Source organism: Rhabdothermus arcticus, from assembly GCF_055382915.1.
On the sequence record NZ_AP043808.1, the window covers coordinates 1,117,507 to 1,140,625 of the forward strand.

Below are 23,119 nucleotides of genomic sequence, written 5' to 3' on the forward strand. Positions count from 1 at the left end.
ACGGTACAAGTAACCAGTAGCCTATAAAGCATGAAGCGCCTTCGCACCGTCATCGTCGGGGGTTCGGGCTATGCCGGAGGGGAGTTCTTGCGGCTCGCCCTGCTGCACCCGGGCCTCGAGGTCGTCCAGGTCACCTCGCGCAAGCACGCCGGGGTCCCCGTGCCCTTCGTCCACCCCAACCTCCGGGGCCTGACCTCGCTCAAGTTCACCAGCCCCGAACACATCGAGGACGCCGACCTCGTCGTCCTCGCCCTGCCCCACGGCCTCGCCGCCGAGGCGCTGGAGACCTACGCGAAAGACGCCCCCTTCATCATCGACCTCTCCGCCGACTTTCGCCTGAAACGCCTTGACCTTTACGAGAAGTACTACGGCCGGCCCCACCCCCGGCCCGACCTGCTCGAGACCTTCGCCTACGCCAACCCCGAGGTCAACCGGGAGGAGATCCTGGCGAAAGACCGCCTCGCCGGGGCCGGCTGCAACGCCACCGCCACCCTGATCGCCCTCTACCCGCTCTACAAGACCGGAATCGTCAAACCCGGGCCGGTCTTCGTCACCGTGCTGGTGGGCACCTCCGAGGGCGGCTCCGAACCCAGCCCCGCGAGCCACCACCCCGAGCGCGCCGGCTCGTACCGGGTCTACAAGGCCACCGGCCACCGCCACGCCGCGGAAGTCGTCGAGCACCTACCCGGCGAGGTCGCGGTCCACATGACCGCGATCGCCACCGACCGGATCCGGGGCGTCCTGATGACCGCCCAGCTCTTTTTGCAAGACGGCCTCTCCGAGCGCGACGTCTTTTCCGCCTACCGCGAGGTCTACCGGGACGCCCCCTTCGTGCGCATCGTCAAGCAAAAACGGGGCCTCTTCCGCTACCCGGACCCCAAGATCGTCGAGGGCACCAACTACGCCGACGTGGGGTTCGAGCTCGAGCCCGACACCGGCCGCCTGGTGGTGATCAGCGCCATCGACAACCTGGTCAAGGGGACCGCCGGCCACGCGATCCAGGCGCTCAACCTCCGCATGGGCTGGGACGAGAAGACCGGGCTTGCGTGGCCGGGCCTGCACCCGTGATCCCCCTCCCCGGCAACTCCCTCCTCGCCCGCTTCCTCACCCCTGAGGTCTACGCCGCCCTCAAGGACCGGGCAACCTCCTTCGGGGTGCGGCTGGAAGACGTGATCGCCTCGGGGGTCACGCACCCCGACTCGGCGATCGGGGTCTACGCCGGGGACGAGGAGAGCTACTGGGTCTTCGCCCCGCTCTTCGATCCGATCATCGCGACCTACCACGGCCTCGGCCCCGACGACCGGCACGTCTCCGACCTCGACCCCGCGCACCTCGACCTCGAGGACCCCGACCCCGAAGGCCGCTTCGTCCGCTCCACCCGGATGCGCGTGGCGCGAAACCTCTGTTGTTTCCCCTTCGGTCCGGTCATCGATCGGCGCGAGCGGCGCATGGCGGAACGATTGATCGTGCGGGCCCTCTCCGAGCTCGAGGGCGAGTGCTCCGGGCGCTACCATCCCCTCGCCAGCCTGGACGCCAAGACGCGCGAACGGCTGCAGCGAGCGCACCTCCTCTTCGGTCCCGGCGACCGCTTCCTTGAAGCAGGGGGCTTCAACCACGACTGGCCGGACGCCCGCGGCGTCTACCTCAACGCGGCCAGGACCTTTCTCGTCTGGATCAACGAGGAGGACCAGCTGCGCGTCATCAGCATGGACAAGGGGGCGAACTTCAAGCAGACCTTTACCCGCCTGGTGCGGGCCCTCGCCGCGCTTGAGGCACGCCTTACCTTCGCTTTCGACCCGCGTCTTGGCTACCTCACGAGCTGCCCCACGAACCTGGGCACCGCGCTGCGGGCGAGCGTCCACATCCACCTCCCCGGCCTTCCCCCGTCCCGAGTCCGGGCGATCGCCGAGGCCCACGAGCTCCAGGTGCGCGGCACCCACGGCGAGCACACCGAGGCCGAGGGCGGGGTCTACGACGTCTCCAACAAACGCCGGCTGGGGATCACCGAGGTCCAGGCGATCCGTCAGCTCCATGCCGGAGTGCGCGCGCTCATCGCCGCCGCGCGCTAGCGTTTTACCCGCGAATGCAAGAAAATACGGGGCGTGAACGAAGGCTTGATCGTCGTCAAGGTGGGCGGGGCCGAGGGGATCGACTACGCGGCGGTGGTCGAGGACGCCGCCGGGCTCTGGAAGGAAGGCCGAAGGCTGATCCTGGTCCACGGCGCGAGCGCGGAGACCAACAAGGTCGCCGAGGCCCTGGGCCACCCGCCGAAGTTCCTGACCCACCCCGGGGGGATGACCTCGCGGCTCACCGACCGAAAGACCCTCGAGATCTTCAACATGGTCTACGCCGGCAAGATGAACAAGTACCTGGTCGAGCTCTTCCAGAAACGGGGCGTGAACGCGGTGGGCCTCTCTGGCCTCGACGGCCGGATCTTCGAGGGCAAGCGCAAGAAGGCCATCAAGTACGTGGAAAACGGCAAGGTCAAGCTCCACCGCGGCGACTACTCGGGCACCGTGGAGCGGGTGAACAAGGAACTGCTCTCGCTACTCCTGGAACACGGCTACCTGCCGGTGCTCACCCCCCCGGCGGCGAGCCACGAGGGCGAGGCGATCAACACCGACGGCGACGTCGCCGCCGCGAGGGTCGCCGAGGCCTTTGGGGCCGAGGCGCTGGTCTACCTCTCCAACGTCCCGGGGCTCCTTAAGCACTATCCGGACGAGGGGAGCCTGATCCCCAGGATCCCCGCCGCCGAGGTCGAGGCCTATATGACCTTCGCCCAGGGACGGATGAAGAAGAAGGTGCTCGGCGCCGCCGAAGCGGTGCGCGCCGGGGTCCGTCGGGTGATCTTCGCCGACGCCCGTGTCGAGGCGCCGATCCGCCGCGCGCTCGCCGGCCAGGGGACGGCGATTGAGTAGCATTGGGCCATGGACTGGCTTGCCATCGAAACGCGCCACGACTCCGGGGTCTACGCCAAGTCGAACTTCGTCATCACCCGGGGTGAGGGGGCGTACGTCTGGGACACCGAGGGCAACCGCTACCTGGACCTGATCAACGGGATCGGGGTGGGATTTTTGGGCCACGGCCATCCCAAGGTGGTGGCGGCGGTGAAGGCCCAGGTCGAGCGCCTTGCGATCCTGCCCCAGGTCTTCGCCTCCGACCGTCGCGCCGAGTTCTACCAGACCCTCACCCAGACCCTGCCCCCCTCGCTGACCCGCGTCTTTCCCACCAACTCGGGCACCGAGGCGGTCGAGGCCGCGCTCAAGTTCGCCCGCGCCGCGACGGGGCGGAAGAAGTTCGTGGCCGCGATGCGCTCGTTCCACGGGCGCACCTTCGGGTCGCTCTCGATCACCTGGGAAAAGAAGTACCGCGAGCCCTTCGCCCCCCTGGTGGAGCCGGTGACCTTCATCCCCTACAACGACGTCGAGGCCCTCGAGCAGGCGGTGGACGAAGCGACCGCGGCGCTGATCCTCGAGCCCGTCCAGGGCGAGGGTGGCGTGCGCCCGGCCACCCCCGAGTTCCTGAAGGCTGCCCGTGAGGTCACCGAGCGAAACGGCGCCCTCTTGATCCTCGACGAGATCCAGACCGGCCTCGGCCGCACCGGGCGGATGTACGCCTTCGAGCACTTCGGGGTGGTCCCCGACCTCCTCACCCTGGCCAAGCCCCTCGGCGGGGGCTTCCCCTTGGGGGCGATGGTGACCACCGACGCGGTCGCCGACAAGATGCCCAAAGGCGGCCACGGCTCGACCTTCGGCGGCAACCCGCTGGCGATGGCCGCGGGCACCGCGGCGATCCGCGCGGTGCTCGAAGAGCGCCTCTGGGAGCGGGCCGAGCGGCTGGGGAAGGTCTTCGCCGAGGCCCTCCGGGCGATCAAGAGCCCCAAGATCCGCGAGGTGCGGAGCCTGGGGCTGATGGTGGGAATCGAGCTCAAGGAGAAGGCCGCCCCCTACCTCAAGCGGCTCGCGGAGCGCCACCGGATCCTCACCATCCAGGCCGGGCCCACGGTGATGCGCTTTCTGCCCCCGGCGGTGGTCACCGAGGAAGCGCTCCTCAACGCCGCGCAGGCAGTGGAGGAGGTGCTCGGTGAGCAGTAGGCCAAGCGGTTTGCCCCACCGCCTACGCCCCACGCCCAAGTTCCCGAAAGGAGCCCGATGAGCCTTCCGCCCCTTGCCTACGACCCCCGCACCGAACCGATCCGCTATCTCAAGGAGGCCCTCGCGATCCCCTCCCCCTCCGGCGCCGAGCGGCTCGTCGCCCAGCACTTCGCGAGGGGGATGAAGGCCATGGGCATGGAGGCCTGGGTCGACGAAGCGGACAACGCCCGCGGCGTCTGGGGCGAGGGACCGCTGGAGATCGCCCTGGTCGGCCACATCGACACCGTTCCCGGCGAGGTGCCGGTGCGCATCGAAGGGGAAAAGCTCTTCGGACGGGGCGCGGTGGACGCCAAGGGACCCTTCGCGGCCTTCACCCTGGCCGTGGGCCGCTTGCCCGAGGCGCTCAAGCCCAAGGTCCGCATCCACCTCGTCGGGGCCACCGAGGAAGAGGCTCCCTCCTCCAAGGGGGCGCGCTACGTGGCCAAACAGCTCAAACCCCACTTCGTGGTCATCGGCGAGCCCTCCGGATGGGAAGGGATCACCCTCGGCTACAAGGGCCGCATCCTGGTCCGGGTGCGCCGGGAAAAGGACCACTTCCACTCCGCGCACCACGAACCCAACGCCGCCGAGGAGCTGATCAGCTACTTCGTGGCCATGAAGACCTGGGCCGAGGCCTACAACATCGGCCAGGGGCCCTTCGACCAGGTGCAGTACTCGCTGCGCGACTTCCGGGTCGAGGCCCCGGAGATGCGGCAGGTCGCGGAGCTCTTTTTTGACCTCCGCCTCCCCCCCCGGCTCTCCCCCGACGAAGCGATCCTGAAGCTCATGGCCATCGCCCCCCCGACCCTGGAGTTCCACTTCTGGGGCAAGGAGCCGGCCTACAAGGGCCCCAAGGACACCCCCTTGAGCCGTGCCTTTCGGGTGGGCATCCGCAAGCAAGGGGGGAAGCCCATCTTCAAGTACAAGACCGGCACCTCGGACATGAACGTCCTGGCCCCCCACTGGCCGGTGCCGATGGTGGCCTACGGACCCGGCGACTCGGCCCTCGACCACACCCCCTTCGAGCACGTCCTCATCTCCGAGTTCGAAAAGGGGGTCGAGGTCCTAAGGGAAGCGCTCACCTTCCTTGCCACAAAAGCAGCCACCAAGCCTGGTGAAACTGGCCCTGGCCGTCCCTAAACGAAAGCCAGGCCACGGGGTAGCGCACGCCCGGATCCAGCGTTTGGGGCAGCACCGGCACCATGCGCAGATCGGTCTCCGTCCCGGCAGCTGCGCAAGCCCCGCCGCTGGTCGCGCCCAGCGCATGAAACACCGCCCCGATCAGCAGGACCGGGCAGTCGCGCTTCGTCGCGTAGCCGGTGACCACGACCGCCGCACCCGTTCCCTTGGCCACGGCGTGGCCCACCTGCTTGCCATCGAGGTAACGCCAGAGGCTGAGCCGCCATCGACCGGGGAGGTCGAGCCGGTAGGCCAGCGCGGTGTCGGGCACGGGGACCGCGCCCCTGGCGTTAAAATCGGGAACCGGCGCCAAGGACGCCGGCGCCGGCGTGGCCGCCGCCAAAGCCATCACGAACCCCACCCCAAACGCCAAGGCTTGTTTGAGCATACCCGCATCCTAACCCCCGAGCTGCCGGTGGGCCTCGAAGGCCGCCACCCCCACCGCGACCGCGAGGTTCAGCGAGCGCACCGGCCCCGGCGTGGGGATCCTGAGCCCGGGAAAGCGGGCGAGCACCTCGGGGGGCAGCCCCCGGGTCTCCGAGCCGAAAAGCAGCCAGTCGCCGGGAGCGAAGCGAGCCCGGTAGAGGCTGGTTTTCGCGCGCGCGCTGAACGCGTGGACCCGCGCGTCCTCTGGAAGGGCCAAGAGAAAGGCGTCGAGGCTGTCGTGGAGCCGGTAGTCGAGGTGCTTCCAGTAGTCGAGGCCGGCGCGGCGCATCCTGGGATCGCCCCAGCGAAAGCCAAACGGGCGCACCAGGTGCAGGCGGGCGTTCAGCGCCACCGCGGTGCGCGCGACGTTGCCCGTGTTCTGCGGGATCTCGGGCGCGATCAAGACCAGGTTCAACACCGTCCCAGCCTAGTACACCTTGTCCCGGTTCCAGCGCCCCGTTGTAGACTTGATGTGCAGTTCTGAGCGCTTGAAACCGCTCAGGGGAGGTGATGCTGAATCAGGGAGCATAGAATCAACGAGGAGATCCGCGTCAGGCAGGTCCGGCTCGTTGACGAGAGCGGTCAACAGCTGGGCGTCGTCGATACCCGGGAGGCGCTGCGCATCGCGCGGGAAAAGGGACTGGACCTGGTGTTGGTCAGCCCCGCCGCCAAGCCCCCGGTCGCCAAGATCCTCGACTACGGCAAGTGGCGCTACGAGCAGCAGCAGCAGGAGAAGGAGCGCCGCAAGAAGCAAAAGCGCCAGGAGATCAAGGCGATCAAGTTTCGCGTCAAGGTTAGCGAACACGACTATCAGACCAAGCTCAAGCACGTCCGGCGGTTTCTCGAGGACGGCCACAAGGTTAAGGTGACGATCATGTTCCGCGGCCGCGAGATGGCCCATCCCGAGCTCGGAAAGAAGATCCTGGATCGGGTCGCGGAGGACCTCAAGGAGATCGCCACCGTGGAGATGCCGCCCCAGCTCGCCGGGCGCGATATGAACATGGTGCTGGCCCCCATCCCCCAGGAAAAGCGCGCCAAGGCTCGCGCCGCCGAGTCCTAGGCATTCCCTCCGCCCTGTGCTAGACTGGCGGGTGCTGCGCCGGGCCCAAAAGGCCCCGATCGGGGCGCCCGGCCGGCGGAGGTGAAGCATGCCGAAGATGAAGACCCATAAGGGCGCCAAGGACCGGGTGAAGATCACCGGTCGTGGCAAGGTGGTGGCGATGAAACCGGGCAAGCGCCACCTCAACCACAAGATGTCCGGCAAGAAGGTGCGCGAAAAGCGGCGCAAGTTCGTGCTCTTCGAGGGCGACGCGGTGAAGTTCCGCATCCTCATGCCCTACGACTGGAAGCGGAGGTAAGGGATGCCGCGAGCCAAGACCGGAGTCGTCCGCCGCCGGCGGCATAAGCGCCTCCTGAAGCGCGCCAAGGGCTTTTGGGGCCTGCGCTCGATCTCCTTCCGCCGGGCCAAGGAAACCCTGCTCAACGCCGCCGAGCATTCCTATGCCGACCGCAAGAAGAAAAAGCGCGACTACCGTAAGCTCTGGATCGTCCGCATCAACGCCGCGGCGCGGCAGAACGGGATGCGCTACTCAGAGTTCATGCACGGGCTGAAGCTCGCCGGGGTGACCCTGAACCGCAAGGTCCTCGCCGACCTCGCGGTGCGCGAGCCCGAGGCCTTCAAGGCCCTGGTCGAGACCGCGAAGAAGGCCCGCGCCTAAAGCGGGCGCAGCCATCCAAGGGGGCGGGGCCCCCTTATTCTTTTTCTCGTATGCCCCTGGTCTACGTCTTCTTGATGAGCATGGCCCCGGTGGTGGAGCTCAGGGGGGCGATCCCACTGGGGCTGGCCCTGGGCCTCGGCCCGCTCGAGGCCTTCCTCGCGGCGGTGGCCGGGAACCTCCTGGTGATCGGGCCCCTTCTTTGGCTTTGGAACTGGCTTTTCGACGACCTAGAGCGCTGGCCGCGCATCGGCCCCCTGCTTCGCCGCCTCGAGGCCAGGGTCCGCCTGCGCGGCGAGGCGTCGGTCCAGCGCTTTGGCGCGCTCGGCCTCTTTCTCTTCGTCGCCCTCCCCCTTCCCGGCACCGGGGCCTGGTCCGGCAGCCTGCTGGCGGTCGTGCTGGGGATCAAAAAGCGCTACGCGATGCCGGCGATCGCGCTCGGGGTGATCGCCGCCGGGGTGCTGGTCACCCTCGCCGCCACCGGGGTCCTGGCGGGCCTGGGCTTCCTGGTAAGGTAAGCGATCGTGGAGGCGCTGCTCGTTCTCCTCCTGAGCTTGAGCTACCTGATCGGCGCGCTGCCGGTTGGACAGTGGATCGTCGCCCAGATGACCGGGGTCGAGGTGCGCCGTGCGTCGGCCTACAACCTGGGGCTGGAGACCGCGTTGAAGCGCATCGGCGCGGGGCCGCTCGTTTTGGCCTTCCTCGCCGACCTTTTAAAAGGCTACCTGGCGGTCTACCTGCTCAAAGGCTTCGGCCTCCCCTGGCCGATGCTGGCCGCGGTCCTGGCCTACCTCGGCCACCTCTACCCCCTCCCCTTCTCCGGGGGAAGGCCGCCCCTGCGCGCCCGCGGGGCGGGGGTCCTCGTCGGCCTGCTCGCCGGGCTCTCGGTGGCTGGCCTGGGCTACGTGCCGACCTTTTTGGCCCTGGTCGTGGGGCTTGCGCTCTACGCGGCCACCGGCTACGCCTCGATCGCGGCGCTCTCGATGCCCCTCGCGCTGGCGATCCTGCTCCTTGAGGGGCCCTACGACCCCTGGACCAAGGCCCTGGCCTGGCTGCTCTTTTTGCTCGCGCTCTGGCGCTACAAGGAAAACCTCGGCCGGATCCTCGAGGGCACCGAGCCCAAGCTCGGCAAGCCCCTCCCCCTCCCGGACGAGAAGACCGCGGTCTGCGCCTTCATGATCCATCCCCTGACGATCGAGGACTTCTGGCAGTCGCCGCGGTTTCGCTGGCTGAGGCCCCTGGTGCGCCTGGGGCTCCTGCCCCAGGCCTGGGTCGAGCGGCTCGCGGAGCGGTTTCGCCCCATGAAGGTGGGCGAGATCCGCGGGGTGAAGACCGCGGATGGCCGGGAGATCCGCTGCTACCTGATCTCCGCGCCGCTCTTGCCCCACCAGATCGTGGGCCAGCCCGAGCTGGCGACGAAAAAGGCCATCCAGGGGGCGCGCCTGGCGGAGGAACTGGGGGCCAGCGTGATCGGCCTCGGGGCCTACTGGAGCGTGGTCGGCGACAAGGGGCTCAAGGTCCAGGAGGCGGTCCCCACGATCGAGGTCACCAACGGCGGGGCGCTGACCGCGGGAACGGTGCGCGCGGCGATCCCTCGGATCCTCGAGCGCTTCCAAAAGGAGGGCCGCACCCTGAAGGAGGCGACCGCGGCGGTCGTCGGGGCCACCGGCGTGGTGGCCTTCGGCATCGCCCGGCAGATCGCTCCCCTGGTGGGGCGGCTGATCCTCGTGGGGCGGGACCCCGAGCGCACCCGGAAGGTGGCCGAAAGCCTGCGCAAGAACCTGGCGCGAAAGGGCCACGACACCGCGGTCGAGGCCACCACCGACTACGCGCCGATCAAGGCCGCGGACCTGATCTTCACCGCCACCAGCCAGCCGGAGCCGGTGATCCTCCCCGAGCACGTCAAGCCGGGGGCCTGGATCTACGACGAGGGGGTGCCCCCCGACGTCCACCCCGAGGTGAAGCGGGTCCCCGGGGTGCGGGTCATCCCCGGCGGGGTGGTGCGCCTTCCCGGCGAGGCCAGGTCGACGCTGGACCTGCACTTCGGGGGCCCTGACCTGGTTCCCGCCTGCCTGGCGGAGACGATGATCCTCGCCGCCGAAGGCGCGTTTGAGCGCAAGAGCCTGGGGGGCGAGACCAAGAGCGAGAACATCGCCTACTTCGTCGAACGCGCCGAGGCGCTGGGGTTCGAGGTGCTGGACGGATGAACACCCGCTACCAGAAGGTTTGGATCACCGGGGGCTCGAGCGGGCTGGGGCTGGCCCTGGCGCGGCGCTACCGCGCGGCCGGGACGAAGGTCGCGATCAGCGCGCGCAACGAGGCCCGGCTCAACGCCGCCGCCGAGGCCATCGGGGCCCTGCCGGTACCCCTCGACGTCACCGACCGGGACGCGGTCGAGGCCGCGACGGCCCGGGTCTGGGAGGCCCTCGGTGGGGTGGACCTCGCGATCCTCAACGCCGGGGGCAGCCCCAAGCCCGAGGGCGGGCTCGCGGACGCCCTCCTGGCCAACCTGCGCCTGAACACCCTGGGCGCGGTCCACGGGATCGAGGCCCTGCGCCCGAGGATGCGCGAGGCAGGCGGGGGAACGATCGCCCTGGTGGGCTCGTTGGCCGGCTACCTGCCCCTCCCCGAGGGCACCGGCTACGCGACGAGCAAGGCCGCCCTGATCCACTTCGCGGTGCCCCTACGGCTGCTCTTAGCCCGAGAGGGGATCGACCTCCGGCTGATCAACCCGGGGTTCATCCGCACCCCGCTGGTCGCCGGAAACGACGTCCCCATGCCCTTCATCCTCGAGCCCGACGCGGCCGCAGCGCGGGTCGTCCGTGGGCTCGAAGGCCACCGCTTCGAGATCGCCTTCCCCCAGCGGCTGGCCTGGCCGCTCCGCCTCCTGAGGGCGCTTCCCCTCAACGCCTGGGTGGGCCTTCTGGCCCGAATCCAGCGCCGGCGCCAGAAAGGCTGAAGCTACCCCCAGCGTTCGCGGTCGCGCGCGCGGTACTTGGCCATGGCCTTTTGAAAGGCAGCCTCGAGGCGGATGCCTTCGCGGTTCGCGAGCGAGGCCAACACGAAGAGCACGTCGCCGACCTCGGCCTCGAGGTCGCCCTCGGCCTCGCCCGGCTTGGGCGTCTTGCCCTCGCGGTGGGCCAGCACCCGGGCCAGCTCGCCCACCTCCTCGACCAGGCGGGCGAGCTGCAAGAGGGGCGGGAAGTAGCCGGTCTTGGTGCCGCCGATCCAGGCGTGGACCTCGGCCTGCACCTCGTCGAGGGTCATCGCGAGGTGATCTCCTCGAGCCTTAGCCCGTAGCGGGCGATCAGGCCCACCGCGTGCTCGACGTCGGCCAGGTCGATCATCTCCGAGGGGGAGTGCATGTAGCGGTTGGGCACCCCGACGATCGCCGTCGGCACCCCCCCGCGGGCGAAGGCGATCGCGTCGGCATTGGTGCGGGTGTAGTCGCCCTCGGCGCTGACCGTGTAGGGGATGCCCGCCTCCTCGGCGATGCGGCGCAGGGCCAAAAACAGCGCCGGGTGCACGAAGGGGCCCACCGAGAGGTCCGGCCCCTTGCCCAGCTCGGCCTGGCCGGCGACCTTCTTCTCGGTGCCGGGGACCCGGGTGCAGTGGGTGACGTCGACGACGATGGCCTGCCTGGGCTTGACCGCGAAGGCCGCGACGCGGGCCCCGGCGTAGCTCACCTCTTCCTGCACGCTGGCCACCGCGGTGACCTCGGCCTGGGCCCCCCAGTCGCGCATGTGGCGCAGGGCCTCGAGGGCCACGAAGGCGCCGATGCGGTTGTCCACCGCCTTGGAGACCAGCCGCCGCCCGTGCAGGTAGCGCAGGGGCTGGTCGAGGACCCCGACCGAGCCGACCTCGAGGTAGGCCTCGGTCGCCTCCCTGGAATCGGTCCCGAGATCCACCCAGAGCTCGCTCAAGGGGCTGACCTTTTGCCGCTCCTCCTCCTTCAAAAGGTGAATCGGCTTGCGTCCGACCACCCCCAGGACGTGCCCCTTCTTGCCCAGAAAGCGCACCCGCTGGCCGATCAGGACCTGGGGGTCCCAGCCGCCCAGGCTGTCGACGTAGACGAACCCCTTTTCGTCGATGTGGGTGACGATCAGCCCGATCTCGTCGATGTGCCCGTCGAGCATCAACCCCCCGGGCTTTCCGGGGTTGATGCGCGCGTAGGTGTTGCCGACCGCGTCGCTCCAAACCTCGTCGGCGAACTCCTCGGCGGCCTTGCGCCAGACCTTGGCGGCCTCGGCCTCGAACCCGCTGGGCCCTACCGCGGCGAGCAGCTCCTCGAAGAAGGGAATGTTCAGCTCTACCTGCATCCTAGCCTCCAAGCCCCAGTCTAGGGGGTTAAGTTGGAGGGGTGAAGGCCACGGTTTTCGCCACCGGTAGCGAGCTCATCACCGGACGCACGCTGGACACCAACACCGCCCGCCTCGCCGCGGACCTGATCGAGCACGGCGCCGAGGTCGAGGTCACCTTTCGCGTCGCCGACCGTCTGGCGCCTCTGGTACGCGAGCTCCGCCACGCCCTGGCCCATCACGAGCTGGTCGTCGTCACCGGCGGCATGGGCCCCACCCCCGACGACCTGACCCGGGAGGCGGTCGCCGAGGCCCTCGGGGTGCCCCTCGAGTTCGACCCCCAAGCCTACGCGAGGATCGCCGGGTTCTTCCAGGCCTTCGGTCGGCCGATACCGGAGATCAACCGCAAGCAGGCCCAAAAACCCGCCGGCGCCCGCTGGCTGGAAAACCCCCGGGGCACCGCCCCCGGCTTTCTCTGGCAGGGCGGGGGCAAGACGGTGGTGGCGCTTCCCGGCCCCCCGGAGGAGTGGCGGCCGATCTGGGAGGAGGTCAAGCGCGTGCTGGGCCTCACCAGCCGCCCGGTCTTCCAGAAAACCTACAAGACCTTCGGCGTCGGCGAATCCGAGATCGCCGGCCTGCTCGGCGACCTGCTCGGCGTTCACGAAGGGGCGGAGGTCACCACCTACGCCCACGCGGATGGGGTGCACGTCATGGTCAAAGGCGCGCCAGAGATCGCGAAAGAGGTCCGCAAACGGCTCAAGGGCAAGCTCTGGGGGGAGGACGAGGACACCCTCCCCGGGCTGGTCGTGCGCAGGCTGCTCGCCGAGGGGAAGACGCTGGCGGTGATGGAGTCGGTCACCGGCGGACTGCTCTCGGCCCTGCTCACCGATGTGCCTGGCGTTTCAAAGGTCTTTCCCGGCGGTGTGGTATCGTATAGCGGTGAGGCCAAGGTGCGCTTTGGCGTGTCGGAATCGGTGCTGAAGGCGCACGGGGCGGTCAGCGCCGCCACCGCTGCGGCGATGGCCGAGGCCGCCAGGGCACGCTTTGAAAGCGACGTTGGCCTCGCGGTGACCGGCGTCGCCGGGCCCGATCCCCTGGAGGGCCACCCTCCCGGGGTGGTCTACGTGGGGCTGGCCACCGCCGAGAACGCCGAGGCCCGGGGCTACCGCTTCCCTGACCAGGGACGGGAAAAGATCCGCCTGCGCGCGGCCTTCGCCGCCCTGGCCTACTTCTGGAGCCACCCATGAGGCTGTTCTTCGCGTCCTTCGTCCCCAAGGAGATCGCCCGGCGCCTCGCCGAGGCGCAAACCCAGCTCAAAGGCCGGTGGAAGCCGACCCGCCCCGACCAGATGCACGTCACCCTGCTCTTTCTCGGCGAGGTCGACCCTTCGGAGCTGGGGCGCCTTCAGGGCGTGGCACGGGACATCGCCCAGGAGGTGGCTCCCTTCGAGGCTCTGATCAAGGGCACCGGCTACTTCCCGGCCGTCGGCGCGCCGCGGGTCTGGTTCGCCAGGGCCGAGGGCGAAGGGTTCTTCGACCTCGCCGAGAAGCTCCGCCTGGCGCTGCCCGAGTTCGACGACGGCAAGCCCTTCAAGGCCCACGTCACCCTGGCGCGGAAAAAGGGCCCGGCCCCCCGGGTCCCCCCGGTGGTCTTCAACGAACGCTTCCCGGTTGAGGCCTTTCACCTCGTCCGCTCAGAGCTCACCCGGACCGGGCCGCGCTATGCCGTGATTGAAACGTTTCCCCTCAAAGGAGTGCGAGATGAGCGACAAGGAACTGCAGGAAAAATCCAAGGTGCTTGAGAGCACCCTCAAGACGATCGAGAAGAAGTTCGGCACCGGCGCGATCATGCGCCTGGGCCAGGCCCCGCAGCAGCGGGTGGACGTGATTCCCACCGGCAGCCTGGCCCTGGACGTGGCGCTGGGCATCGGGGGCATCCCCCGGGGACGGGTCACCGAGATCTACGGCCCGGAGTCCGGGGGGAAGACGACCCTGGCCCTCCAGGTCATCGCCCAGGCCCAGAAAGGGGGCGGGGTCGCGGCCTTCATCGACGCCGAGCACGCCCTCGACCCCAACTACGCCGCCGCGCTGGGGGTGAACGTCGACGACCTGCTCATCAGCCAGCCGGACACCGGGGAGCAGGCGCTGGAGATCGCCGAGCTCCTGGTGCGCTCCGGGGCGCTCGACGTGATCGTCGTCGACTCGGTGGCCGCGCTGGTGCCCTCGGCGGAGATCGAGGGGGAGATGGGCGACGCCCACGTGGGGCTCCAGGCCCGGCTGATGAGCCAGGCCCTCAGGAAGCTCACCGCGGTCCTGGCCAAGTCCAACACCGCAGCGATCTTCATCAACCAGCTGCGGGAGAAGGTCGGCGTGATGTACGGCAACCCCGAGATCACCCCCGGGGGCCGGGCGCTGAAGTTCTACGCCTCGGTGCGGCTCGACGTGCGCCGCATCGGGCAGCCGATCAAGAAGAAGGACACCCCGATCGGCAACCGGGTCAAGGTCAAGGTGACCAAGAACAAGCTGGCGCCGCCGTTCAAGGAGGTCGAGCTCGAGCTCTACTACGGCCGCGGCATCGACCCGATGAACGACCTGGTGACGGTGGCGATCGACCAGGGGGTGATCGACAAGGCCGGCTCCTGGCTCTCCTACGGTGACCTGCGGCTCGGTCAGGGCAAGGAGAAGGCCGCCGAGTACCTGCGCGGGGCCCCCGAGCTCGCCGAGGAGATCCGCCGCAAGGTCCTGATCTCGATCGGCGCGATCGAGCCCGGCGCCGAGGCCTAGGGGAGGCGGCGATGAACCTGACCCTGAGCGAACTCATCCTGCTCCTTTTTCTGTTCTTCGCTGCCTTCGGCCTCGCCGTCTACCTGTTGCGCACGAAGGGCACCCAAGCGGAGGCGGAGAAGGAGACCGCGCTCCGCGAGGCCCGCGCCGCGATCGAGGCCGCGCGGGCCGAGGCCAAGGAGATCCGGGAGCGGGCCGAAGCCGAGGCCCGCTCCCGCCTTTCGGAGGCCGAGGCCCGGATCGAGGAGGCCCGCCAGCGCTGGGAGGAGGAGCGCGCCCGCGAGGAGGCGCGCATGGCCCGGGAGCTGGAGCGCGAGCGCGAGCGCCTCCTCGAGGAGATCGAGCGCACCCAAAAACGCATCCTGGAAGAGCTCGAGCGCGAACGGGCCGAGCTCAAGCGCGAGCGCGAGGTCCTGGAGAAGGAGGCCGCACGCATCGAGGCCGCCTGGGAGGAGATCCGGCGCGAGCGCGAGGAGCTGAAGAAGCTCGACGAACGGCTGAGCCGTCGCGGCGAACAGCTCGACGCCCGCGCCGCCCGCCTCGATGAGCTCGAGGCCAAGCTCAACGCCCGCGAGGCCGAGCTCAAGGCCGCTGAGGAAGCGCTCAAGGAAAAGGAGCGGATGATCGCCCTCAAGCTCGAGGAGGTCGCCGGCCTGACCCGCGAGGAGGCCGCGCGGCGGCTCTTCGAGCAGCTGGAGGCGGAGCTCGAGGAGGAACGGGCGATCCGGGTCAAGGCGGCGGCGGAAAAGGCCCGGCTGGAGGCCAAGAAGAAGGCCGCGGAGATCCTCGCCCAGGCGATCCAGCGCCAGGCCTCGGAGGTCGCCAGCCAGCTCGCGGTGAGCGTCGTCCCCATCCCCAGCGACGCGATGAAGGGGCGGATCATCGGTCGCGAGGGACGGAACATCCGCGCCTTCGAACAGCTCACCGGAGTGGACCTGATCATCGACGACACCCCGGAGGCGGTGATCCTCTCCTCCTTCAACGCCCTGCGCCGGGAGATCGCCAAGAAGGCGCTGGAGATGCTGATCGCCGACGGGCGCATCAACCCCACCAAGATCGAGGAAGCGGTGGAGAAGGCCAAGGAGGAGATGAAGCACTTCCTCTTCGAGCGCGGCGAGGAGGCGGCGCTCGAGGCCGGCGTCCTGGGCCTGAAGCCCGGCCTGGTGCAGCTCTTGGGCCGGATGCACTTTCGCACCTCCTACGGCCAGAACGTCCTCGCCCACTCGATCCAGGTCGCGCACATCGCCGGGATCCTGGCCGCCGAGCTGGGCTACGACCCGGCCACCGCGCGACGCGCCGGGCTCTTGCACGACATCGGTAAGAGCGTGGACCGCGAGGTCGAGGGGTCCCACGTGGAGATCGGCATCCAGCTCGCCAAGCGCTTCGGCGAGGGGGAGGCGGTGATCGACGCCATCGCCCATCACCACGACCCGGAGAACGCCAAGACTCCCTACGCGGTCCTGGTCGCCGCCGCTGACGCGGTGAGCGCCGCCCGGCCCGGGGCGCGCCGGGAGTCGCTCGAGGACTACCTCAAGCGGCTCGAGGCCCTGGAGAAAATCGCCACCAGCTTCCCCGGCGTGAACCAGGCCTTCGCGGTCCAGGCCGGGCGCGAGGTGCGGGTCATCGTCGAACCCAAGAAGGTCGACGACACCAAGGCCGCCCTCCTGGCCCGGGAGATCGCCAAGCGCATCGAGCGCGACATGCAGTACCCCGGCGAGGTCCAGGTCACCGTGGTGCGCGAGACCCGCGCCGTGGAGACCGCGAGGTAGGCGATGGGTGGGTTTCGCTCGCTAACCTACGAGGACGGCGCGCTCATCTTGCTGGACCAGCGCCAGCTTCCCGAACGCGAGGTCTACCTGCGCCTGACGCGCGCGGAGGAGGTCGCCGAGGCGATCCGCGAGATGGTCGTGCGCGGAGCCCCCGCGATCGGCGCCGCCGCGGCCTACGGGATCGCCCTCGCCGCGCGCGGTGGAGAGGACCTCGAGGCCGCCGACCGCGCGCTCAGGGCGTCGCGCCCCACCGCGGTCAACCTCTTTTGGGCCCTGGACCGGATGCGCGCCCTCTGGGAGAAGGCCGACCTCCCCCCTGAGGCCCTCGCCGAGCGCCTTCTCGAGGAGGCCCACGCGATCGCCGAGGAGGACGTCCAGGCCAACCTGGCGATCGGCCGCCACGCCCTGCCGCTCATCCCCGACGGGGCCAAGATCCTCCACCACTGCAACACCGGGGCCCTGGCCACCGTGGACTACGGCACCGCCCTGGGGGTGATCCGGGTGGCCTTCGAGGCCGGGAAGTCGCTGCACGTCTTCCTCGACGAGACCCGGCCCCGGCTCCAGGGGGCGCGGCTTTCCGCCTGGGAGTTGAACCGGCTCGGCATCCCCCACACGGTGATCGTCGACGGGGCCTCGGGCCACGTGATGAAGACCTTCGGCATCGACCTGGTGGTGGTCGGAGCGGACCGCATCGCGGCCAACGGGGACACCGCGAACAAGATCGGCACCTACAACCTGGCGATCGCCGCCAAATACCACGGGATCCCCTTCTACGTCGCCGCGCCGAGCAGCACGCTGGACCTCGCCACCCCCGACGGCGCGGCGATCCCCATCGAGGAACGCAGCCCCGACGAGGTCGCCTACTGCGGAACCGCGCGGGTCGTGCCCGAGGGCAGCCCGGTGTACAACCCGGCCTTTGACGTCACCCCGGCCGAGCTGATCACCGCGATCATCACCGAGAAGGGCGTGATCCGCCCCCCGTTTTCGGAGAACCTAAGGGCGGTCTTCGGCTAGTCCGCGCGCGGCACCGCCGCGCCGACGCCCATCTCGGCGAGGGCGGCTTTGATGCCCTCGGCGTCGATCCCCGCGAGGCGGTGGAGGTGGGGCTGGGGCCCCTGGGGCATGAAGCGGTCGGGATAGCCGAGGCGGCGCACCTCGGCGCTCAGGCCCAGGCGCTCGAGGGCCTCCAGCACCGCCGCGCCGAACCCCCCGGCGAGCTGGTGGTCCTCGACGGTCAAAAGCCGCATCCCCCGGGCCACCAGGTCCTTGAGCAGGGCCTCGTCGAGGGGCTTGAGGAAGCGGGCGTTGACCACCATCACCCGCGGGTCCTCCCCGGCGGCGGCGAGCGCGTAGGGCAGGGTGGCGCCGAAGGTCAGGATCGCCACCTCACTCCCCTCCTTGAGCACCTCCCAGCGGCCCCAGGCAAGCTCCGGCCAGGCCCCCCGGGGCGCCGGCTGGGTCGCGCCCCGGGGGTAGCGGATCGCCACCGGTCCTTTGCGGGCGAGCGCGGCCTTGAGCATGCCCCTGAGCTCGAGCGCGTCCTTCGGGGCCAGGATCGAGACGTTGGGGACCGCGCGCAGGATCGCCAGGTCGAAGACCCCGTGGTGGGTGGGGCCATCCGCCCCCACCACCCCGGCGCGGTCGATGGCGAAGACCACGTCGAGGTTCTCCAGGGCGACGTCGTGGATCACCTGGTCCACCGCGCGCTGCAGGAAGGTCGAGTAGATCGCGACCACCGGCCGCATCCCGGCCAGGGCCAACCCCGCGCCGGTGGTCACCGCCACGTCCTCGGCGATCCCCACGTCGATGTAGCGCTCGGGAAACCGCTCGGCGTACTCGGTGAGGCCGGAGCCCTCGCGCATCGCCGGGGTGATCGCGAAGATCCGGGGGTCGTTCTCGGCGAGCTCGATCAGGGCGTCGCCGAAGGCCAGCGACCAGCTGTAGCCCTTGCCCTTCTTGGGCTGGGCGTCGGGGTCCAGGGGGAAGGGGCCGACCCCGTGCCAGCGCACCGGGTCCTGCTCGGCGAGCTTGTAGCCGTAGCCCTTCTTGGTCACCACGTGCAACAGGGTGGGACCCTTGAGGTCCTTAAGGTGGTCGAGGAGGTAGATCAGGCCCTTGAGGTCGTGGCCATCCACCGGGCCGATGTAGCGGATGTGCCAGGCGTGGAAGGGGTTCTCCGGGGTGAAGAAGAGCTTGGTCGCCTCCTTGGCCCGGTCCGCGAACTCGTAGAGCCGGGGAGAGATGCGCTCGAGCACCCGCTTGCCCTTCTCCTCGGCGTCCTGGAACCAGCTTTGCACCTGCAGGCTGCGGAAGTAGCGGTTGAGGGCGCCGACGTTGGGGCTGATCGACATCTCGTTGTCGTTGAGGATCACCAGCAGGTCCTTTTGCAGCTCGCCGATCTTGTTCAGCGCGGCCAGCGCCATCCCCCCGGTGAGGGCGCCGTCGCCGATCACCGCGACGATCTTGTGGTCCTCGCCGCGCACGTCTCTAGCCAGCGCCATCCCCAGCGCGTTGGCCAAGCTGGTCGAGGCGTGGCCGACGGTGATCGCGTCGTGGGGCGACTCGCTGACCTTGGTGAACCCGGCGATTCCCCCCGCCTGGCGCAGGGTGTGGAAGCGATCCCGGCGCCCGGTGAGGAGCTTGTGGGCGTAGGCCTGATGGCCGACGTCGAAGAGGATGCGGTCTTTGGGCGAGTCAAAGACCCGGTGCAGGGCGACGATCAGCTCGACCGCCCCCAGGCTGCTCGCCAGGTGGCCGCCGGTCTGGCTGACCACGCGAATGATCTCGCTGCGCAGCTCCTCGACCAAGGCCAAAAGCTCGGCTTCGCTCAAGCGCTTGACGTCCTCTGGACCTTGAATCTTCTCCAGCATGGTTCCCCTTTAAAAGTTCTTCCCCACCAGCAAGAGCCCCTCGCGGGTGCGCACCTCGCCGACGTGGGGCACGAACCAGAGCTCGGACTCAACCACATCTTTACCGCTCTTGGCGCGAAAGCGGATCACGAAGGCCTCGAAACGCCCCGCCGGCACCTCGACCTGGCGCCTGGCCACGACCTCGAAGCCGTAATCCAGCACCAGTTCGGTCTGCCGCACCTCCCCCTCGGGAAGGGTGAAGGCGCTCTTGACACGGGTCTTCCCCCCCCAGCGGGCCCCCGGGGCGAGGAGCGCGGCGGGCGGGAACTCGACGAAGGGTGGGTCGAAGCTCACCCGGCTGAGGGTGATCTTCTCCTCATAGCCAAAGAGCCGCTGCCCGAGGGTGTCCGAGACCTCGCGGTAGTAGACCCGCTCCTGGCCGCGGCCCGAAAAGCGAAAGGCCAGGCTCGAGCGCCCCAAGAACGCCGCCGATCCCTCGACCTCGACGCGGTAAGGGGGGGCGTCGAGGGGGTCCCCAGCCTTCAGATAGCGCCAGGTCAGCCCGGTGCGATGGGGGTAGAAGGCCACCGGCCCCTCGACCCGCGCCTCGGCCGTGGGCGCGGGTCCGGTCGCGGTCGGCGCGCAGGCGGCGAGCAAGAGGGCAAGGAGGCCCACGAGTTTCCAGCGCATCGGCCCCATCATACCGGCAGCCAGTTTCCCCCGGAAACCACCAGGGCCAGCCGCTCGGGCAGCGCCTCGCGGTGCGTCAGGACCGCCGCCAGCGGCAGCGCCCCGGTGGGTTCGGCGACCAGCTTGAGGCGCGAGAGCACCAGGCGCTGGGCCTCCAGGATCGCCGCCTCGGGGACCTCGAGGATCGCGTCCACCCGCGCGCGCATCACCTCGAACGGCCGCGCCCCCACCGCCATCGTGCGCACCCCGTCGGCGACGGTCTCGGGGGGCGCGGCGAGGCGCACGATCCGCCCCGCGGCCAGGCTGGCCTTGGCGTCCGCGCCCGCTTCGGGCTCGACCCCGATCACCCGGGTTCCGGGCGCGTGGGCCTTGACCGCGGTCGCCACCCCGGCGATCAGCCCCCCGCCCCCGACCGGGACCAGCACCGCCTCCGGCCCCAGGACCTGCTGCGTCAGTTCCAGGCCCACCGTCCCCTGCCCGGCGATCACGTCCCAGTCGTCGAAGGGGTGGATGAAGGCCCAGCCGCGCGCCTCGGCCAGGGACCGGGCCACCGCCTCGCGGTTCTCGACGGTCACCCCGGCGTCGATCAGCTCGGCTCCGTAGGCCCGGATCGCGTCCTTCTTGACCGCCACCGTGTCCTCGGGGACGACGATCGCCGCCGGCACCCCGAGGATCTGGGCGGCGAAGGCCACCCCTTGGGCGTGGTTGCCCGACGAGGCCGCGACCAGCCCCCGCGGGGCCTCGAGCAAGAGCGCCTTGTTGAGCGCCCCCCGGGCCTTGAAGCTGCCGGTCTTTTGCAGCGCCTCGGCCTTAAAAAAAAGCGACCGGCCGAAGGCCCGGTCCAGCTGGCGGGAGGTGAGCACCGGCGTGCGCCGGAGGTAGGGAGCCAAACGCACGGCGGCCGCATAGACGTCGGAAAGACGCACCATGCCACCATGGTAAGCAAAACCCTAGGCGAAACCGCGCCGAGCGTGGCAGAATGTCCCGGATGCGCGTCGCGGTCAAGACCCTCGGCTGCAAGGTCAACCAGGCGGAGACCGAGGCCCTGCTCGGGGCCCTCGGTCCCCTCGCCCCCGAAGTGGTCGAGGAGGACGCCGAGCTGGTCTTCCTCAACACCTGCGCGGTCACCACCACCGCCGAGGCCAAGGCCCGGGCGGAGATCCGCCGTGCCCGCCGGGCCCATCCCCACGCGCTCTTGGTGGTCACCGGCTGCTTTGTCAGCCGCACCGAGGACCTGGCGCGGGAGCTCGGCGCGGACCTGGTGGTCAAGAACGAACAAAAAGGGGCCCTGCCCCAGCTCATCCTGAGCCAGCTCGGCCGCGACCTGGACCCGATCACCACCCCGGTCAACGCCTTTTGGGGCCACCCCGACCGGACCCTGCTCACCAGCGGCGTGCGCGCGTTCTTGAAGGTCCAGGACGGCTGCAACGCCGGCTGCGCCTACTGCATCATCCCCAAGCTGCGCGGCCGGGAGCGCTCCCGCCCCGCCGCGGACGCGCTCAAGGAGGCCGAGGCGCTGCTTTCGCGAGGGGTGAAGGAGATCGTTCTCACCGGGGTGCGCCTGGGCTCCTACGACGGCCACCCGCAAGGCCTGGCGGGGCTGGTCGAGGACCTGCTGGCGCTAGGGGCCCGGGTGCGGCTCTCCTCGATCGAGCCCGAGGACACCGATGAGCGCCTGATCCGGGTCCTCGCCCGCCACGCGCCCCGGGCCCGGCCGCACCTGCACCTCTCCCTGCAGACCGGCTCCGAGCGCCTGCTGGCGCTGATGAACCGCCGCTACAGCCTGGAGGAGTACCGCCGCATCGTGCACCTGGCCTACGAGGCGATCCCCGACTTCGCCCTCACCACCGACGTGATCGCCGGCCTGCCCACCGAGACCGAGGAGGACTTCCAGGCGACGGTGGCGGTCCTCGAAGCGCTCAAGCCGGCCCGAGTCCACGTCTTCACCTACACCCCGCGCCCCGGGACCCGCGCGGCCCGGCTGCCGCAGGTCGCGCCCCCGGTCAAAAAGGCCCGCACCCACCGGCTGATCGAGCTGGCCCACGCCCTCGCCGAGGCCCGCATCCAGCCCAAGCTGGGCCGGGCGACCACCCTGTTGGTGGAGCGCGGGGAGGGGGGCCGGCTCTTCGGCCACACCCCCGATTACTACGAGGCCCAGGTGCTCGGCGAGGCCGCCCCTGGGGACGAGGTGCGCTTCACCGTGCGGGCCGCGCGCGGCTACGTCCTCTACGGGGAAGCCGCCTAGAGGCCAGGGGCCAGCAGGCGGACCAGGACGAGCCCCCCACCGGCCAGCCAGATCGCCATCGCCAAGGCCTGGAGGAGCGGCTTGGTTCCCGCCACCTTGAGCTTTTCCACCGAGGTCTCCATCCCCAGGGCGGTCATCGCCATGGTCAGGAGGAAGGTGTCGAAGCGGTTGATCTGCGCCACCCAATCGGCGGGGATAAGGCCCAAAGAGTTCAACCCGATGACCGCCAAGAACCCGAGCGCGAACCCCGGCACCTGAGTCTTGGTCCGCCCCTCGCCGCGGGCGGCGAGGTAGCCGAGGACGAGCAAAAGCGGCGCCAGCAACAACACCCGGGTCATCTTCACCACCACCGCGATCTTCGCCGCTCCGGGGACCGCCGAACCCGCGGCCACGACGTGGGCCACCTCGTGGACCGTCCCCCCCACGTAGAGGCCGTAGGCCGCGGGGTCCAGCCCCAGCCAGCCGCCGCGCTCGAGCACCGGGTAGACGAACATCGCCAGGGTGCCGAAGAGCACCACCGTCCCCACCGCGACCGCGCTCTTATGGGGCTTGGCCTTGAGGACCGGCTCGGTGGCCAGCACCGCGGCGGCTCCGCAGACCGCGCTGCCCACCGCGGTGAGCCAAGCGGTGTCGCGGTCCAGCTTCAAGATCCGCTGACCGACGAAGGCCCCGATCACGAAGGTGCTGCTCAGCATCAACAGGGAAAAGAGAAGCCCCACCGGTCCGACCTCGGCGAGCTGCTGCAGGGTCAGGCGAAAACCGTAGAGCGCGACCCCCAACCGCAAAAGGGTCTTCGCCGAGAAGACCACCCCGGGCACCCAAGCCTCGGGGAGCTGCTGCCTCAGGGTGTTGGCGTAGGCCATGCCGAGCACGATCCCGATGACCAAAGGGCTCAGCCGCAACGCCTGGATGAACGGCCAGGAAGCGATCTGAAACGCGGCCACGGCGAAGAGCGCCACGAAGAGCACCCCGCTCAAGGTGGCCGGGCGGCGATCCGGTGAGAACGGCATGGCCCCAGGCTAGCGACCCAAG

Annotated in this window: 25 protein-coding genes; 17 read left to right on the forward strand and 8 right to left on the reverse strand. The window is 69.8% G+C overall.

Annotated elements, in window-relative coordinates:
• Positions 1–30 precede the first annotated feature (30 nt).
• The 5 genes from argC to ACZ48Y_RS05860 are packed head-to-tail and all read left to right on the forward strand — an operon-like array spanning position 31 to position 5,273.
• Positions 31–1,068 (forward strand): N-acetyl-gamma-glutamyl-phosphate reductase, encoded by a 1,038-nt coding sequence (argC, locus tag ACZ48Y_RS05840; RefSeq protein WP_464739557.1) that lies wholly within the window; start codon positions 31–33, stop codon positions 1,066–1,068.
• Positions 1,065–2,069 (forward strand): phosphagen kinase, encoded by a 1,005-nt coding sequence (locus ACZ48Y_RS05845; protein ID WP_464739558.1) that lies wholly within the window; start codon positions 1,065–1,067, stop codon positions 2,067–2,069. The genes argC and ACZ48Y_RS05845 overlap by 4 nt, the downstream gene beginning before the upstream one ends.
• Before the next feature lie 45 nt (positions 2,070–2,114).
• On the forward strand, positions 2,115–2,918 hold the full coding sequence (locus ACZ48Y_RS05850; protein ID WP_464742842.1) for a [LysW]-aminoadipate kinase: 804 nt from the start codon (positions 2,115–2,117) through the stop codon (positions 2,916–2,918).
• 9 nt (positions 2,919–2,927) lie between these two features.
• Positions 2,928–4,094 carry an aspartate aminotransferase family protein gene (locus ACZ48Y_RS05855; protein WP_464739559.1) on the forward strand — a complete coding sequence of 389 codons (1,167 nt, stop codon included), beginning with the start codon at positions 2,928–2,930 and terminating at the stop codon, positions 4,092–4,094.
• Between the two features lie 57 nt (positions 4,095–4,151).
• Positions 4,152–5,273: a [LysW]-lysine hydrolase gene (locus ACZ48Y_RS05860; protein WP_464739560.1), complete on the forward strand. Its 1,122-nt coding sequence runs from the start codon at positions 4,152–4,154 to the stop codon at positions 5,271–5,273.
• Here ACZ48Y_RS05860 and ACZ48Y_RS05865 read toward each other — a convergent pair.
• Together ACZ48Y_RS05865 and ACZ48Y_RS05870 are read right to left on the reverse strand one after the other, a co-directional pair.
• Positions 5,212–5,700: a hypothetical protein gene (locus ACZ48Y_RS05865; protein WP_464739561.1), complete on the reverse strand. Its 489-nt coding sequence runs from the start codon at positions 5,698–5,700 to the stop codon at positions 5,212–5,214. The two genes, ACZ48Y_RS05860 and ACZ48Y_RS05865, sit on opposite strands and share 62 nt — an antisense overlap.
• A gap of 9 nt (positions 5,701–5,709) precedes the next feature.
• Positions 5,710–6,156 carry a tRNA (cytidine(34)-2'-O)-methyltransferase gene (locus ACZ48Y_RS05870; protein ID WP_464739562.1) on the reverse strand — a complete coding sequence of 149 codons (447 nt, stop codon included), beginning with the start codon at positions 6,154–6,156 and terminating at the stop codon, positions 5,710–5,712.
• Between the two features lie 99 nt (positions 6,157–6,255).
• On the opposite strand from ACZ48Y_RS05870, the gene infC reads away from it, so the two are divergent.
• The 6 genes from infC (at position 6,256) to ACZ48Y_RS05900 (ending at position 10,412) form a co-directional block, all read left to right on the forward strand.
• Positions 6,256–6,798, forward strand: coding sequence for a translation initiation factor IF-3 (infC, locus tag ACZ48Y_RS05875; RefSeq protein WP_464742844.1), 543 nt, complete (start codon positions 6,256–6,258; stop codon positions 6,796–6,798).
• Positions 6,799–6,886: 88 nt separating this feature from the next.
• Positions 6,887–7,096, forward strand: coding sequence for a 50S ribosomal protein L35 (rpmI, locus tag ACZ48Y_RS05880; RefSeq protein ID WP_464739563.1), 210 nt, complete (start codon positions 6,887–6,889; stop codon positions 7,094–7,096).
• A gap of 3 nt (positions 7,097–7,099) precedes the next feature.
• The gene (gene rplT / locus ACZ48Y_RS05885) at positions 7,100–7,456 is read left to right on the forward strand and encodes a 50S ribosomal protein L20 (RefSeq protein ID WP_464739564.1); all 357 of its coding nucleotides are present in this window, start codon (positions 7,100–7,102) and stop codon (positions 7,454–7,456) included.
• A 50-nt stretch (positions 7,457–7,506) separates the two neighbouring features.
• The gene (locus ACZ48Y_RS05890; RefSeq protein WP_464739565.1) at positions 7,507–7,971 is read left to right on the forward strand and encodes a COG2426 family protein; all 465 of its coding nucleotides are present in this window, start codon (positions 7,507–7,509) and stop codon (positions 7,969–7,971) included.
• Positions 7,972–7,986: 15 nt separating this feature from the next.
• Entirely contained in the window at positions 7,987–9,660 is a 1,674-nt protein-coding gene (locus ACZ48Y_RS05895; RefSeq protein WP_464742846.1) for a glycerol-3-phosphate acyltransferase, read from the forward strand.
• Entirely contained in the window at positions 9,657–10,412 is a 756-nt protein-coding gene (locus ACZ48Y_RS05900) for an SDR family NAD(P)-dependent oxidoreductase (RefSeq protein WP_464739566.1), read from the forward strand. Before ACZ48Y_RS05895 ends, ACZ48Y_RS05900 begins: the two co-directional genes overlap by 4 nt.
• Positions 10,413–10,414: 2 nt before the next feature.
• Here ACZ48Y_RS05900 and ACZ48Y_RS05905 read toward each other — a convergent pair whose 3' ends face one another.
• Both ACZ48Y_RS05905 and ACZ48Y_RS05910 read right to left on the reverse strand, forming a co-directional pair.
• Positions 10,415–10,720 carry a nucleotide pyrophosphohydrolase gene (locus tag ACZ48Y_RS05905; protein ID WP_464739567.1) on the reverse strand — a complete coding sequence of 102 codons (306 nt, stop codon included), beginning with the start codon at positions 10,718–10,720 and terminating at the stop codon, positions 10,415–10,417.
• Positions 10,717–11,772 carry a M42 family metallopeptidase gene (locus ACZ48Y_RS05910; protein ID WP_464739568.1) on the reverse strand — a complete coding sequence of 352 codons (1,056 nt, stop codon included), beginning with the start codon at positions 11,770–11,772 and terminating at the stop codon, positions 10,717–10,719. The genes ACZ48Y_RS05905 and ACZ48Y_RS05910 overlap by 4 nt, the downstream gene beginning before the upstream one ends.
• Positions 11,773–11,813: 41 nt before the next feature.
• Here ACZ48Y_RS05910 and ACZ48Y_RS05915 point away from each other — a divergent pair, with 41 nt between their 5' ends.
• The 5 genes from ACZ48Y_RS05915 to mtnA are packed head-to-tail and all read left to right on the forward strand — an operon-like array spanning position 11,814 to position 17,317.
• Positions 11,814–12,998 carry a CinA family nicotinamide mononucleotide deamidase-related protein gene (locus tag ACZ48Y_RS05915; RefSeq protein WP_464739569.1) on the forward strand — a complete coding sequence of 395 codons (1,185 nt, stop codon included), beginning with the start codon at positions 11,814–11,816 and terminating at the stop codon, positions 12,996–12,998.
• Entirely contained in the window at positions 12,995–13,552 is a 558-nt protein-coding gene (gene thpR, locus ACZ48Y_RS05920; RefSeq protein WP_464739570.1) for an RNA 2',3'-cyclic phosphodiesterase, read from the forward strand. Before ACZ48Y_RS05915 ends, thpR begins: the two co-directional genes overlap by 4 nt.
• Positions 13,512–14,534 (forward strand): recombinase RecA, encoded by a 1,023-nt coding sequence (gene recA, locus ACZ48Y_RS05925; protein ID WP_464739571.1) that lies wholly within the window; start codon positions 13,512–13,514, stop codon positions 14,532–14,534. Before thpR ends, recA begins: the two co-directional genes overlap by 41 nt.
• 11 nt (positions 14,535–14,545) lie before the next feature.
• Complete coding sequence (gene rny / locus ACZ48Y_RS05930) at positions 14,546–16,303, forward strand: ribonuclease Y (protein ID WP_464739572.1); 1,758 nt, start codon at positions 14,546–14,548, stop codon at positions 16,301–16,303.
• A 3-nt stretch (positions 16,304–16,306) separates the two neighbouring features.
• A complete protein-coding gene (mtnA, locus tag ACZ48Y_RS05935; RefSeq protein WP_464739573.1) occupies positions 16,307–17,317 on the forward strand; it encodes an S-methyl-5-thioribose-1-phosphate isomerase in 1,011 nt (336 codons plus the stop codon).
• Here mtnA and dxs read toward each other — a convergent pair.
• From dxs to ACZ48Y_RS05950, 3 genes are read right to left on the reverse strand one after another with little or no spacing between them, the layout of a single operon-like run.
• Positions 17,314–19,173, reverse strand: coding sequence for a 1-deoxy-D-xylulose-5-phosphate synthase (gene dxs, locus ACZ48Y_RS05940; RefSeq protein ID WP_464739574.1), 1,860 nt, complete (start codon positions 19,171–19,173; stop codon positions 17,314–17,316). The two genes, mtnA and dxs, sit on opposite strands and share 4 nt — an antisense overlap.
• 9 nt (positions 19,174–19,182) lie before the next feature.
• Complete coding sequence (locus ACZ48Y_RS05945) at positions 19,183–19,842, reverse strand: hypothetical protein (RefSeq protein ID WP_464739575.1); 660 nt, start codon at positions 19,840–19,842, stop codon at positions 19,183–19,185.
• A gap of 8 nt (positions 19,843–19,850) precedes the next feature.
• Entirely contained in the window at positions 19,851–20,771 is a 921-nt protein-coding gene (locus tag ACZ48Y_RS05950) for a threonine ammonia-lyase (RefSeq protein WP_464739576.1), read from the reverse strand.
• A gap of 59 nt (positions 20,772–20,830) precedes the next feature.
• Between ACZ48Y_RS05950 and ACZ48Y_RS05955 the strand changes: the two genes are divergently transcribed.
• Positions 20,831–22,087 (forward strand): MiaB/RimO family radical SAM methylthiotransferase, encoded by a 1,257-nt coding sequence (locus tag ACZ48Y_RS05955; RefSeq protein ID WP_464739577.1) that lies wholly within the window; start codon positions 20,831–20,833, stop codon positions 22,085–22,087.
• Here the strand turns inward: ACZ48Y_RS05955 and ACZ48Y_RS05960 are convergent.
• Positions 22,084–23,097, reverse strand: coding sequence for a YeiH family protein (locus ACZ48Y_RS05960; protein ID WP_464739578.1), 1,014 nt, complete (start codon positions 23,095–23,097; stop codon positions 22,084–22,086). The genes ACZ48Y_RS05955 and ACZ48Y_RS05960 overlap by 4 nt on opposite strands.
• Positions 23,098–23,119 lie beyond the last annotated feature (22 nt).